Origin of the sequence: Amycolatopsis sp. NPDC058340 (assembly GCF_042723975.1) — a bacterium.
Classification (GTDB): domain Bacteria; phylum Actinomycetota; class Actinomycetes; order Mycobacteriales; family Pseudonocardiaceae; genus Amycolatopsis.
The window spans coordinates 605,694-617,753 of the sequence record NZ_JBHXIB010000001.1 but is presented as its reverse complement, the minus strand read 5'-3'; the positions used below and the strand labels follow the sequence as shown (position 1 = coordinate 617,753).

The following is a 12,060-nucleotide window of genomic DNA, read 5'->3' as shown; positions in this document are numbered from 1 at the left end:
CGGTGGGCGGACGTACGATCGGGGCATGTGCCGCAACATCACCACGCTGCGAGGCCTGGAACCGGCGGCGACGCCGGACGAGATCGAGGCCGCCGCCCGCCAATACGTCCGCAAGGTGTCCGGGGTGCAGAGCCTTTCCGACGCCACCCGCGAGCCGTTCGAGGCCGCCGTCGCCGAGATCACCGAGATCACCCGGCGCGTGCTGGCCGAGCTGCCCCCGCGCCGTCAGCCGCCGGCGACGGTGCCGCCGCTGCGCCGTCCCGAGGTCCAGGCACGAATCGCGGCGAAGGCCGCGAAGAGCCAGGCATCCTGAGCTACGACGGTTACGGTTAGCGGGTGACATACCCGCAAGACCCCTACGGTCAGCAGCAGCCCTACGGCCAGCAACCTCCGTACGGGCAGCCGTACCAGCAACCGGGCTACGGATACGGCCCGGCGATGCCGCCGCCGCAGGAACAAGGGCTCGCGATCGCGGCACTGGTCGTGTCGATCGCCAGTCTCGTCGCGTGCAGCGGGCTGCCGTCGATCGCCGGCGTCATCATGGGGCATATCGCGCATTCCAAGGCCAAACGCGGGGAAGCGGGCGGCCAGGGGATGGCGCTCGCGGCGATCATCATCGGTTATCTCGGCGTCGCGGTCATCGTGCTGATCCTGATCGGCGTCATCTTCGTCGGCATCCTGACCGACTGGGACTTCGACTAGTCCATCCATGCCCCGCCACCACCCTCAACGGAAAGCTTCGCTTCGACTAGATCCGAAGCGTTTCACCAAAGTCCCGTCGGATATCCTCGACGGCGGTAGCGTGTCCGAGCGGCCGAAGGAACATGTCTTGAAAACATGCGAGGGCTCTGTCCTCCGTGGGTTCGAATCCCACCGCTACCGCCAGTCCTGAGAAACGAAAGCGCCCCAAGTCCACCGACCTGGGGCGCTTCGCATCACGCGGGCACCAGTGCCCAGACGGTCTCGTCGCTACGGCCGCCCAGGAACGGCCGCTGCTCCAGCAGCGAAGCCGTGCCGTTGTCGATCTGCCGCACGGCCAGCTTGCTCGCCCGGTTCACCAGCCCGTAGCGCATGTCGGCGCTCCGCAGCAGCTTCCACTGCTGGTTGATCGCCGAGCCGCAATGCGTTTGCTCGAACTGCGCGCCCTCCGCGGTGCTGCCGGAGACCGGCCGCAGGCATTGACCGCTCCGCTCGTTGGAGATCCTCCAGTACCCGCCGCCCACGTCGGTGAGCCGCCACTTCTGGCCGTTGTCGTTCTGCCTGGCCACATTGGTGATCTTCGCGCCGGCCGACGACGAGCCGTCCACGACCGCCGCGCTGTTGCCGTTGGTGGCGACGGTCAAGTAGTACTTCTTGCCCGCCTTCGGACCGGGATCGGCGACGGGGTTCAGAGTCCACTGCTGGTTCGCCGCTCCGGTGAAGGGCCGCTGGACCAGCGGCGCCGGGTACGCGCCGCCATCGGTGATCGCGTAACCCGTCAGATAGTTGAAGATCGCCACCTTGCCGTTGCCGAGCGGCTGGAACGCCCACCGCATGCCGTTCTGCCCGTTGCAGTCGTACTGCAGGATCGGCGTTCCCGGCGCCGTCCCGCTCTGGGCGCTGTCGGCGCACAGCTGACTGTTGGCGTTGACCAGCTGAAGACCGGTGTTGTACCCCAGGATCCACTTCTGGCTCATGGCGTCGGTCCGCGGCCGGTGGCTGAGGTTGACCAGGCCGCCGGTCGACGAACCCACGACGTCGATCGCGTTGCCGCTCGCGCCCGTGATGACGTAGGTCTTCCCGCCCCTGGCGTGGCCGTCGTCGTTGTCGGGGGTGTCCTTCTTGATCAGGAACGCGCTGTTCGCGACGTTCCAGTGCGTCGCGAGCCAGCTGCCCGGCGTGGGGTTCGTGCTGAAGTAGTCGTCGTTGCCGCAGTCCAGCAGCCGGTCGAAGTCGCGTTCCGTGCAGTCGAAGGACTGGGTGTCGCCGTAACACATCAGATCCCATTCCTGGGAGCAGTGCCCGCCGCCCTGGTAGTGCGGGGCACCCGGCAGGACGGCGCCGAGCATGTGACCGAGTTCGTGGGCGGCCGCGTTGACACCCCAGCAGGAGACGGCGATCTCCGTGTAGTGCCTGCCGTTGTTGAAGGCGTTGGCGGGGCCGGGCTGGTCGTCGCTGTCGCCCCAGGTGCCCGCGCAGGTGTGCGGGTTGTCGGAGAACAGCATGTAATCGCGGTTCGCGTCGAAGAAACCGGCCTGGATGGCGCGGTCGCGGATGGCGCCGGACTTGTAGGTGCCGTCGGGCACCACGAGATTCGCGACGGCGACCTGGCAGCCCGCGCCCGCGGTCGTCACGTAACGGAGATGCCTGCTGCCGCCGGTCGCGGCGGCGCTGTCGTTGAACGAATCGTCGATCCCGGACGCGTAGGCGCGCAGGGACGGAACGACGGTCGCGTACCGGTCGGGCTGGCCCGCCTCACGGACGTACACCAGCTCGACACGTTTGCCGGAAACCCCGTCGCCCTCGCAGATCACCGGATTCGCGGCGATCAGCGCTTGAGCGACGGCTGGAGCGAGCGGGGCCGGGGCCCCACCGGAGGCGACCGCTTCTCCGGTGAGCAGGCCACAGATGAGACCGATGGTCACAAGCAGGCAGGCTGATCGCCGTTTCGCCTTGGACAAGGGCTCTTCCTTTCGCGATGGAGGAACGCGACAAGGACGCTAGAGATCGGATGTATAGCCGCACCAGGCAGAAGGACCGGCAGTCTGGCGCTACCCTTCCGGCATGCCCAAGTACCTGCTGCTCAAGCACTACCGCGGCGCTCCGGCAGCGGTGAACGACATCCCGATGGAGCAATGGGCGCCCGAGGAGATCACGGCGCATATCGACTACATGAGGGACTTCGCGAACCGGCTCGTGGAGACCGGCGAGTTCGTCGGAGAGCAGGCTCTCGCCCCCGAAGGCACCTTCGTGCGATACGACGGCGAGGGCAAACCGCCGGTCACCGACGGCCCCTTCGCCGAGACCAAGGACCTCATCGCCGGTTTCATGATCATCGACGTCGACAGCTACGAGCGAGCGCTCGAACTGGCGGGTGAACTGTCGGCCGCCCCGGGAGCGGGCGGGAAGCCGATCCACGAATGGCTCGAACTGCGTCCGTTGTGGGGCGAGCCGCTCGTCACCACGGAGTGACCGCCGAGCTGGACGAGGCCCTGCTCCGGAGCCTCACGCCGAACGTCCTCGGGATCCTCGTCCGCCGCGGAGCCGACTTCGCGTCGGCCGAGGACGCCGTCCAGGAGGCGCTGATCGAGGCCGTCCGCGTCTGGCCCGATGGACGGCCGAACGATCCGAAGGGCTGGCTCGTCACCGTCGCGTGGCGCAAGTTCCTCGGCATGGCACGGTCCGACGCCGCCCGCCGCCGTCGCGAGGACCTCGTCGACGAGGAGCCGGCGCCGGGTCCCGCGCCCGCGGTGGACGACACGCTGCAGCTCTACTTCCTGTGCGCCCACCCGTCGCTGACGCCGTCTTCGGCGGTCGCGCTCACCCTGCGCGCCGTCGGCGGGCTCACCACCCGCCAGATCGCCCAGGCGTACCTGGTGCCCGAAGCGACGATGGCGCAGCGCATCAGCCGCGCCAAGCGCACCGTCTCCGGAGTGCGTTTCGACCAGGCCGGCGACGTCGCCACCGTGCTCCGCGTGCTCTACCTCGTGTTCAACGAGGGCTACTCGGGCGACGTCGACCTCGCCGCCGAAGCCATCCGGCTCACGCGGCGGCTCTTCGCCTCGATCGACCATCCCGAGGTCGCCGGGCTGCTCGCCCTCATGCTGCTCCACCACGCCCGGCGCGCCGCGCGGACGGCGGCCGACGGCGAGCTGGTGCCACTCGCCGAACAGGACCGCGGCGCCTGGGACACGCGCCTGATCGCCGAGGGCGTCGAGATCCTCCAAGCCGCGCTGGCCCGCGACCGGCTGGGCGAATTCCAGGCGCAGGCCGCCATCGCGGCGCTCCACGCCGACGCGCCCACCGCCGAAGAGACCGACTGGGTGCAGATCGTCGAGTGGTACGACGAACTCGCGCGGCTGACCGGCAGCCCGGTCGTCCGGCTCAACCGCGCGGTCGCCGTCGGCGAGGCGGACGGACCGCGCGCGGGGCTGGCCGCGCTCGCGGAACTGGACGATTCGCTGCCGAGGTACGCGGCGGTGGCGGCGTACCTGCACGAGCGCGACGGTGACCTGGAGACGGCGGCACGGCTGTACGGCGAGGCCGCCGACAAGGCGTCCGACCAGGCCGAACGCGCGCACCTGACGCGTCAGGCGGCGAGGCTCAGGAAGTGATCGGCGGCAGGCGCGGCAGGCCGTCGATCTCCGACAGGTGATCCAGCACCCGCCCGAAAGCCTGCCCCAGCACGCGCTGCTCCTCGGGGGTCAGCAGGTCGATCAGATGCTCCCGGACCCCTTCGACATGCGTCGGGGCCGCACCCTCCAGCAGTTCCGCGCCGCTTCCGGTCATCTCCGCGACGACACCGCGCTTGTCCGCCGGATCGCGGGTGCGGCGGATGAGGCCGTCGGCCTCCAGCCGGACCATTTGGTGCGAAAGCCTGCTCTTGGTCGAGCCGAGCATGCTCGCCAGCTCCGTCATCCGCATCCGCCGGTCGGGCTGGAGCGAAAGGCAGACCAAGACCTCGTAGTCGGCGAGGGTGACATCGTGACGCTCGGAAAGTTCACGATGGAGACGCTGTCGCAGCCGCATGGTGGCGACGATGTACGAGCGCCAGGCGACCATCTCGGACTCGGACAGCCAGCGCACTTCCTTCTGCTCCACCGCCATCCACGCAGAGTAGAGCGTTGATCGCACAAGGCGCATACCCACCGGTCACTTTTCGGCCCGTGAAAAATCCGGCGGAACATTCGCCCGAAGGAGGGTTACGAAAAGGTTGAGACTCGGCGCGAAAAGGCGCATTCTGCTTGTCAGCGGATGGTCGGGCAAGTACCGGGCGGACCGTAAGGATGGCCGCCGGACCTGCTCCCCAGCCGGGAAGGGTCAGGTGGTGGTATGGCGGGTGATTCTCGCGGTTGACCGCCTGCTGTGTCCCCGCGACCGGAACGGAAAGGACCGGGTCGGTCGCGACTGTGAACAGCGACGAGCGCGGGCATCTCGGATGCGCTCGACAATTCTGGCGCATTCGGCGTCACTCCGGCCTGTTTCGGGTTCGCGGCCTCTTCGACCGCCTCGGCAGCGCAGGACGCCGGCCCGGTGATCGCGGCCAACCGGCGATCGGAACAAGACAACCTCGGTAGTCCTGGGTGCGGCCGCACTGCGCGGCCGCACCCAGGCGTATCCGGGGTCTTCCGGCTACGCTTTCCCCGTGCGATTCGACGAAGGCGCGGGCCTGGACACCTCCGAGGTCGAGGACCTGCGAGGCGGCGGTGGCGGTATCGGCGGCCGGGTGGCACTCGGCGGCGGCGGGCTCGGCGTGGTCGGCCTCGTCATCTACTTCCTCTTCTCCCAGTTCGGCGGCGTGAGCCTGAACCCGTCGTCCGGCGGGATCGGCAGCCTCGGCGGCGTGGGCTCCGGGCAGCAGATGGACAACACGTCGCTGTCGCAGGAGTGCAAGACCGGCGCGGACGCGAACCGGAACCACGACTGCGCGATCGTCGCCATCATCAACTCGATCCAGGACTACTGGGGGCAGGAGTTCCAGCGGTCCGGGTCGACCTACCGCAAGGCCGTCACGAACTTCTTCAACGGCGGCGTGAACACGGCCTGCGGCAACGCGACCTCCGACGTCGGGCCGTTCTACTGCCCCGGCGACTCCGAGGTCTACATCGATCTCGGCTTCTTCAACGAACTCCGCACCCGGTTCGGCGCGCAGGGCGGGCCGTTCGCGGAGGCGTACGTGCTGGCCCACGAATACGGCCATCACGTGCAGAACCTCACCGGAGTGTCCAAAAAGGGCACCGGGAGCGGGCCGACGTCGGGTTCGGTGCGGCTCGAACTGCAGGCCGACTGCTACGCCGGCGTCTGGGCGAACCACGCCACCACCACCCCGACCGAATCCGGGCGGCCGCTGATCAGCGAGATCAGCCAGGAGGACGTCAACTCCGCGCTGGACACCGCTTCGCGGATCGGTGACGACTACATCCAGTCGAAGCTCGGCGGGGGCCGGGTCGACGAGTCGAAGTTCAGCCACGGCACTTCGGCGCAGCGGAAGAAGTGGTTCACCACCGGCTTCCAGACCGGCCAGCCGGCGCGGTGCGACACCTTCGCGACCAACAACCTGGGCTGAAAAACTCGTGAGTGGCAAGGACGGTTAGAACCGTCCTTGCCACTCACGAGGCTTCTTGAGGATCAGGCGGCGACGTGGTGGTCGTCGGCCTGGACGGAAGCCGTCATGCTCCGCTGCTGAGACCGCTCAGTCGCGCGAAGGGCCTTCGCCTTCGCGGCCGAGCTGCCCGAGACACCGTTGATGTTCGCGGTGCTGGTCGCGTACACGCCCAGCGCCCAGGCGACGGCGTCGGAGTTGCGTTCGAGCGCGACGCGGTCGACGTTGCCGAGGTTGTCGCAAGCCTGGTGGTAGCACTTGTCGTAAGGAACGTCGGCGCTGCCGCCCCACTTGGCCGCCTGCGCCGCGGTCTTCACGCCTTCGGCACCGGTGAACAGGCCACCGGCCGGGATGCCGACCGCGATGAACCGCCCGTAGTCGGAGCGACCGGTGAAGTCCGTGCCCTCGACCGGAACACCCTTGCCGAGCTGCAGGTAGTCGACCAGGGTCTTCTCGAGCTGCGCGGAACCGTACGGGCCCGCACCCGCGCCGACACCGTCGGAGTTGTCACCGTCGTAGGCGAAGTACGCCGCGTTCGGCGAGCCGATCATGTCGTAGTTGTAGTAGAGCGCGATGTCGAGCTGCTGCTCGAAGCTCAGCGAGTTGACGTAGTGGGTCGAGCCGACGAGGCCGAACTCCTCGGCGCTCCACCAGCCGAAGCGGACGGCGTTGTTGGCCTTGGGCTTGCTGCCCAGCTGCAGCGCGGTCTCCAGCAGCGCGGCGGAGCCGGTGCCGTTGTCGTTGATACCGGGGCCCTCGGTGACGCTGTCGAGGTGGGCGCCGAGCATCACGACGTTGTCCTTGCGGCCGGTCTTGGTCTCGGCGAGGACGTTGTAGCTGGTCCGCGCCTCCTGGAAGGCACGCAGGTCGAGGGTGACCGAGGCACCGGCCTGGCCGGCGAGCGCCTGGCCGTCGGCCTGGGTGATGCCGCCGGTCGGGATCTTGGCCGCGGACGGGTCGCCGAGGGTGCCGTTGACCGGGCCCGGGACGTTGTTGTAGACGATCGCGCCGATGGCACCCGCCTCGGCGGCCGTCGCCTGCTTCTGCGCGAAGGAGCAGCCACCGCGCTGGATCAGCGCGATCTTGCCGGCGACCCCGCCGGCGTAGTCGGCCGCTTCGCAGCCGCTGGTGTCGTCCACCGGGACCACGGCGAGCGGGGCGGTGATTCCGCCGTCCGGTGTCGACGGGCTGTAGGACATGATGATGATCGGGACGTCGGCGCCCGCGACCGTCAGTTTCTCCGCGAGGGTTTCCGCGTAGGTGAAGGGGAACTCCTGACGCGTGACCGTGAAGCCGGCCTGCTCCAGCTTCGTGGCGACGTACTCCGCGGACCGCTTGTGGCCCTCGGTGCTGGCCGCCCGGCGGCCACCGGTCGCGTCCGAGATCCGCTGGAACGCGATCAGATGCCGGTTGACGTTGTTCACGTCGACCTTGTTGACGAGCTGCCTGGCCAGCGCGGGGCCGTCGAGCCCGGTCGTCGCCGTCGCAGCGGGAGCCATTCCGACCGTGAGCGCGGCGGTGGCCATCACCACGATCGAGGGAACAATGCTTCTTCGCGAATATGACATGGGCGTCACCTTTGTGTGGTTTGCGCCACAGGTCAACCGACGTTCGGCGGACTTTACGACACCGGGATAGGGTCGTTTGTATGTACGCGATCACCATCCGTGAGCCCGGCGAACCCGATGTTCTCGAATGGACCGAGGTCCCCGATCCCGTCGCCGGTGAAGGCGAAGTCGTCATCGAAGTCGCCGCCAGTGCCGTCAACCGCGCTGACCTGCTGCAACGCCAGGGAAACTATCCCCCGCCGCCGGGTGCCAGCGAAATCCTCGGACTCGAATGTTCGGGCACGATCGCCGAAATCGGCGAAGGCGTCGAAGGATGGCGAATCGGCGACGAAGTTTGTGCTTTGCTCGCCGGTGGCGGCTACGGGGAAAAGGTCGCCGTGCCCGCCGGACAACTGCTTCCGCTTCCCGCCGAAGTCGAATTGCTCGCGGCCGCCGGACTGCCCGAAGTCGCCTGCACGGTTTGGGCGAATGTGGTGATGCACGCCGGCTTGTCCGAGGGTGACGTCCTGCTCGTCCACGGCGGCGCGGGCGGGATCGGCACGCACGCGATCCAGGTCGCCAAGGCGCTCGGCGCGACGGTCGCGGTGACCGCTGGTTCGGAAGAACGGCTGGAGAGCTGCCGTCAGCTCGGCGCCGACCTCGCGATCAACTACAAGGAACAGGATTTCGTCGAGGTGCTGCGCGCCGAAACCGGCGGCGCGAACGTCATCCTCGACAACATGGGCGCCAAATACCTCGGCCGCAACATCGACGCGCTGGCCATGGACGGCAGGCTGGTGATCATCGGCATGCAGGGTGGCGTCAAGGGTGAGCTGAACATCGGCAAGCTGATGGGCAAACGCGCGAGTGTGTTCGGCGCGGGCCTGCGTTCGCGGCCGCTGGCGCAGAAGGCGGCGATCGTCGCCGACGTCCGCGAGCGGTTGTGGCCGTTGGTGGAGCAGGGTTCGGTGCAGCCGATCGTCGGTCAGGTCGTCCCGATGGCCGAAGCCGCTTCGGCGCACCGGGCGCTCGAAGAAGGCACGGTTTTCGGCAAGGTTCTTCTTGCTGCGAAGAGCTAGCGGATCTCTTCCAGCACCCGGACGAGCTGATTGACCTCGAAGACGTTCGAGTAGTGCGCGAGCCCGATGCGGACGGCGCCGCCGACTTCGGCGGCGCCGAGCGAGCCGAAGACACCACTCGTGCCGTCGTCGGCGAAGGCGCAGAGCCCCTGGGACGCCAGGTATTCGGCGACCTCGGGCGCTTTCTTGCCCGCGACGGCGAACGCGAGCGCGGGGATCCTGCGCATGGCGTCACCGATGACCATGACGTGCCGCAGCGAACGCAGCTCCGTGGACAGTTGCGCCAGCAGTCCCGCGTGGTACGACTTCGCCGAGCCCAGCGACGTCACCAGTTTCTCGCGCCGGGAGCCCAGCGCGGCGTCGTCCAGCCCGGCCAGATAGTCGATCGACGCGATCAGCCCGGCCAGCAACGGGTACGCGTGCGGCCCCAGCTCCATCCGGGCCGGACCGCGCGCGGCCGGGTCGAGCGAGACCGACGGCAGCCGTTCGAGCAGTTCGGGGTCGCGGAAGACCAGCGCCCCCACCGACGGCCCGCCCCAGGCCTGTGCCGAAACGACCATCACGTCGGCGCCGAGCGCGTTGAGGTCCAGCGGCACGAACGGCGCCGCGTACGTCGCGTCGACGACGACCAGCGCGCCGACGCGTTTGGCGAATTCGATCACCGTCGGGACGTCGGGCCGGGTGCCGACCGAACCGGACGCCAGCGTGACCGCGACGGCCTTCGTACGCGCGGAGACGAGGTTCTCGTACTGCCAGGCGGGCAGCTCGCAGGTCTCGATGTCGATCTCGCCCCAGCGCACGACCGCGCCGACGCGTTTCGCCGCGCGGCGCCACGGCGCGAGGTTGGCCTCCTCGTCGAGCCGGGAGACCACGACCTCGTCGCCGATCGTCCAGCGATCGGCCATCGCGTCGACGAGACGGCGGATGAGATCGGGCGCGTTGGGCCCGAGCACGACTCCGGCCGGGTCGGCGCCGACCAGGTCGGCGACCGCCCGGCGAGCGGCCGTGACAATGCTTTCCGCGCGCTGGGAGGCCGGAAACGCTCCGCCCGGCCCGGACACCGGAGCGCGCATGGCCGTGGATACGGCCGAAGCGACCTGTTCAGGTACGAGCATTCCGGCGGCGCCGTCGAAGTGAATCCAGCCGTCACCCAGCGCGGGAAACAACCCACGGATACGAGCGACGTCGAACGCCATGGGGACACCGTACGGACGTGCGGTTTGGCGCTTTACCCGGGGTTGGCTGCCCGACCACGGGGCGCGACGATTCCCGCTACGCTCGGAGACGGCGCCGAAAACCACACTGCGCTTCGCGCCCGACGTAGGCCAGGATGGAGCACATGACCGACCCAGTTTCCCGCGAATCGACCACCCCCGGTGACGGCGGAGGAGACTCCACACACCATGTGGTGGTCGTCGGTCCCGACGGCACCCCGGTCGGCACCGCGCGTGTCGCCTCCCCCGGCGCCGACTCCGGCGAGGAGGCACGCGAGGAATCGCTCGGCGACCTCGTCGAAGAGCCCGCCAAGGTGATGCGCATCGGCACGATGATCAAACAGCTGCTGGAAGAGGTCCGCGCCGCGCCGCTGGACGACGCCAGCCGCACCCGCGTGCGCGAGATCCACCAGACCTCGATCCGCGAGCTGGAGCAGGCGCTCGCGCCCGAGCTTCAGGACGAGCTGGAGCGGCTCGTACGGCCGTTCACCGAGGATTCGACGCCGTCCGATGCCGAACTCAGGATCGCGCAGGCGCAGCTCGTCGGCTGGCTGGAAGGGCTGTTCAGCGGCATCCAGACCGCGCTGTTCGCGCAGCAGATGGCCGCTCGGGTGCAGCTCGAGCAGATGCGGCGGGGGCTGCCGGCGGGTCCGTCCGCGGGCGGCGCCGCTTTGGGCGGGCACGCGCCCGGTGGCGAGTCGCACGGACCCGGCCAGTACCTCTAGCGCAGCGGACGGAAGAACGTCCGCAGGTCGTCGATGAGCAGATCCGGCACCTCCAGCCCCGGGAAGTGACCGCCTCGGTCCGGAGTGGACCAGTGCACGATGTTGTCGGTGCGCTCGGCGAGGTGCCGGATCGGCAGGCCGGTGTCCTTCGGGAACACAGCCACGCCGGTGGGCACTGTGGACTCCGGCGGTGGCGTACCCCAAGCCGGACCCGACGCGGCGTAGATCCGCGAAGACGAGTTCGCCGTGCCGGTGAGCCAGTAGAGCATCACGCTGGTGAGCAGATCGTCGCGATCGATCGCGTCCTCCGGCACGTCCCGCGAGTCCGAATAGGACTTGAACTTCTCCACGAGCCAGCCGAGCTGCCCGGCCGGCGAGTCGGTGAGCCCGTAGGCAAGCGTTTGCGGTTTGGTCGCCTGGATCATCGCGTAGCCCAGCTCGCCGGTCTGGAACTCCCGCCCGCGCGCCAGCGCGGCCTCGCCCCGCGCCAGTTCCTCACCGGTGAGCCCCGCGAGATCGGCCTCGGATTCCGGCACCGCGTGCGGCAACATCGTCAGATGCGCGCCGATCACCCGCTCCGGGGACCGGACGCCCACCTCGCGCGACACGATCGCGCCCCAGTCGCCGCCGTGCACCCCGAACCGCTCGTACCCGAGCCGCGACATCAGCACTCCCCAGGCATCGGCGATCCGCCCGGTGCCCCAGTCCGCTTCGGTCGTCGGCCCGGAGAAACCGAACCCCGGCAACGACGGGACGACGACGTGGAACGCGTCCCCCGGGTCGCCGCCGTACGCGCGCGGATCCGAAAGGGGCCCGGCGACGTCGAGGAATTCCACAATGGACCCCGGCCAGCCGTGCGTGAGCACCAACGGGATCGCGTCCGGCTCCGGTGACCGCGCGTGCAGGAAATGGACGTTCGCGCCGTCGATGTTCGTCAGGAAACCGGGGAAGCCGTTGAGGCGTTCCTCGTGGGCGCGCCAGTCGTAGCGGAGCCGCCAGTATTCGGCGAGCTCCTGGAGGTACCCGAGCGGCGTCCCGAGCCCCCAGCCGACGCCGTCGATCTCGTCCGGCCAGCGGGTGTTCGCCAGGCGGGCGGCGAGGTCGTCGAGGTCGCGTTGGGGGACGGCGATCGTGAACGGCGTGATTTCGTCGGTCATGAGGGCGACGGTAGGGAGGATCGAGGACAGCGGCGGT

The 12,060-nt window shown here is 69.0% G+C and carries 12 protein-coding genes and 1 tRNA gene; 8 read left to right on the top strand and 5 right to left on the bottom strand.

Features of this window, described 5'->3' with window-relative positions:
* Positions 1-25: 25 nt before the first annotated feature.
* The 3 genes from ACFWIW_RS02990 (at position 26) to ACFWIW_RS02980 (ending at position 885) form a co-directional block, all read left to right on the top strand.
* The gene (locus tag ACFWIW_RS02990) at positions 26-313 is read left to right on the top strand and encodes a DUF2277 domain-containing protein (protein ID WP_037336023.1); all 288 of its coding nucleotides are present in this window, start codon (positions 26-28) and stop codon (positions 311-313) included.
* 23 nt (positions 314-336) lie between these two features.
* Positions 337-702 carry a DUF4190 domain-containing protein gene (locus tag ACFWIW_RS02985; RefSeq protein WP_360088580.1) on the top strand — a complete coding sequence of 122 codons (366 nt, stop codon included), beginning with the start codon at positions 337-339 and terminating at the stop codon, positions 700-702.
* A gap of 94 nt (positions 703-796) precedes the next feature.
* Positions 797-885, top strand: a tRNA-Ser gene (locus tag ACFWIW_RS02980).
* A 50-nt stretch (positions 886-935) separates the two neighbouring features.
* On the opposite strand, the gene ACFWIW_RS02975 is transcribed toward ACFWIW_RS02980, so the two are convergent.
* Positions 936-2,624 carry an RICIN domain-containing protein gene (locus ACFWIW_RS02975; protein ID WP_378366821.1) on the bottom strand — a complete coding sequence of 563 codons (1,689 nt, stop codon included), beginning with the start codon at positions 2,622-2,624 and terminating at the stop codon, positions 936-938.
* A 139-nt stretch (positions 2,625-2,763) separates the two neighbouring features.
* Between ACFWIW_RS02975 and ACFWIW_RS02970 the strand changes: the two genes are divergently transcribed.
* Positions 2,764-3,171 (top strand): YciI family protein, encoded by a 408-nt coding sequence (locus ACFWIW_RS02970; protein ID WP_378366820.1) that lies wholly within the window; start codon positions 2,764-2,766, stop codon positions 3,169-3,171.
* An 8-nt stretch (positions 3,172-3,179) separates the two neighbouring features.
* Positions 3,180-4,313, top strand: coding sequence for an RNA polymerase sigma factor (locus ACFWIW_RS02965; RefSeq protein WP_378366915.1), 1,134 nt, complete (start codon positions 3,180-3,182; stop codon positions 4,311-4,313).
* On the opposite strand, the gene ACFWIW_RS02960 is transcribed toward ACFWIW_RS02965, so the two are convergent.
* Complete coding sequence (locus ACFWIW_RS02960) at positions 4,303-4,806, bottom strand: MarR family winged helix-turn-helix transcriptional regulator (protein WP_378366819.1); 504 nt, start codon at positions 4,804-4,806, stop codon at positions 4,303-4,305. The genes ACFWIW_RS02965 and ACFWIW_RS02960 overlap by 11 nt on opposite strands.
* Before the next feature lie 538 nt (positions 4,807-5,344).
* Here ACFWIW_RS02960 and ACFWIW_RS02955 point away from each other — a divergent pair.
* Positions 5,345-6,265, top strand: a complete 921-nt coding sequence (locus ACFWIW_RS02955) for a neutral zinc metallopeptidase (protein ID WP_240596159.1) — start codon at positions 5,345-5,347, stop codon at positions 6,263-6,265.
* A gap of 62 nt (positions 6,266-6,327) precedes the next feature.
* On the opposite strand, the gene ACFWIW_RS02950 is transcribed toward ACFWIW_RS02955, so the two are convergent.
* A complete protein-coding gene (locus ACFWIW_RS02950; RefSeq protein WP_378366818.1) occupies positions 6,328-7,869 on the bottom strand; it encodes a M28 family peptidase in 1,542 nt (513 codons plus the stop codon).
* Positions 7,870-7,949: 80 nt separating this feature from the next.
* On the opposite strand from ACFWIW_RS02950, the gene ACFWIW_RS02945 reads away from it, so the two are divergent.
* A complete protein-coding gene (locus ACFWIW_RS02945; protein WP_378366817.1) occupies positions 7,950-8,927 on the top strand; it encodes an NAD(P)H-quinone oxidoreductase in 978 nt (325 codons plus the stop codon).
* Here the strand turns inward: ACFWIW_RS02945 and ACFWIW_RS02940 are convergent.
* The gene (locus tag ACFWIW_RS02940; RefSeq protein ID WP_016330709.1) at positions 8,924-10,123 is read right to left on the bottom strand and encodes a cysteine desulfurase-like protein; all 1,200 of its coding nucleotides are present in this window, start codon (positions 10,121-10,123) and stop codon (positions 8,924-8,926) included. The genes ACFWIW_RS02945 and ACFWIW_RS02940 overlap by 4 nt on opposite strands.
* 134 nt (positions 10,124-10,257) lie before the next feature.
* Here ACFWIW_RS02940 and ACFWIW_RS02935 point away from each other — a divergent pair, with 134 nt between their 5' ends.
* Positions 10,258-10,866, top strand: a complete 609-nt coding sequence (locus tag ACFWIW_RS02935) for a bacterial proteasome activator family protein (RefSeq protein WP_378366816.1) — start codon at positions 10,258-10,260, stop codon at positions 10,864-10,866.
* Here the strand turns inward: ACFWIW_RS02935 and ACFWIW_RS02930 are convergent.
* On the bottom strand, positions 10,863-12,023 hold the full coding sequence (locus ACFWIW_RS02930; RefSeq protein ID WP_378366815.1) for an epoxide hydrolase family protein: 1,161 nt from the start codon (positions 12,021-12,023) through the stop codon (positions 10,863-10,865). The genes ACFWIW_RS02935 and ACFWIW_RS02930 overlap by 4 nt on opposite strands.
* Positions 12,024-12,060: the final 37 nt, after the last annotated feature.

What these genes read in the sequence shown, in the direction of transcription:
- ACFWIW_RS02950 (WP_378366818.1), bottom strand. Translation starts at nt 7,869, where the DNA reads ATGTCATATTCGCGAAGAAGCATTGTTCCCTCGATCGTGGTGATGGCC.
- ACFWIW_RS02935 (WP_378366816.1), top strand. Translation starts at nt 10,258, where the DNA reads ATGGAGCACATGACCGACCCAGTTTCCCGCGAATCGACCACCCCCGGT.
- ACFWIW_RS02970 (WP_378366820.1), top strand. Translation starts at nt 2,764, where the DNA reads ATGCCCAAGTACCTGCTGCTCAAGCACTACCGCGGCGCTCCGGCAGCG.
- ACFWIW_RS02990 (WP_037336023.1), top strand. Translation starts at nt 26, where the DNA reads ATGTGCCGCAACATCACCACGCTGCGAGGCCTGGAACCGGCGGCGACG.
- ACFWIW_RS02960 (WP_378366819.1), bottom strand. Translation starts at nt 4,806, where the DNA reads ATGGCGGTGGAGCAGAAGGAAGTGCGCTGGCTGTCCGAGTCCGAGATG.
- ACFWIW_RS02945 (WP_378366817.1), top strand. Translation starts at nt 7,950, where the DNA reads ATGTACGCGATCACCATCCGTGAGCCCGGCGAACCCGATGTTCTCGAA.
- ACFWIW_RS02930 (WP_378366815.1), bottom strand. Translation starts at nt 12,023, where the DNA reads ATGACCGACGAAATCACGCCGTTCACGATCGCCGTCCCCCAACGCGAC.
- ACFWIW_RS02940 (WP_016330709.1), bottom strand. Translation starts at nt 10,123, where the DNA reads ATGGCGTTCGACGTCGCTCGTATCCGTGGGTTGTTTCCCGCGCTGGGT.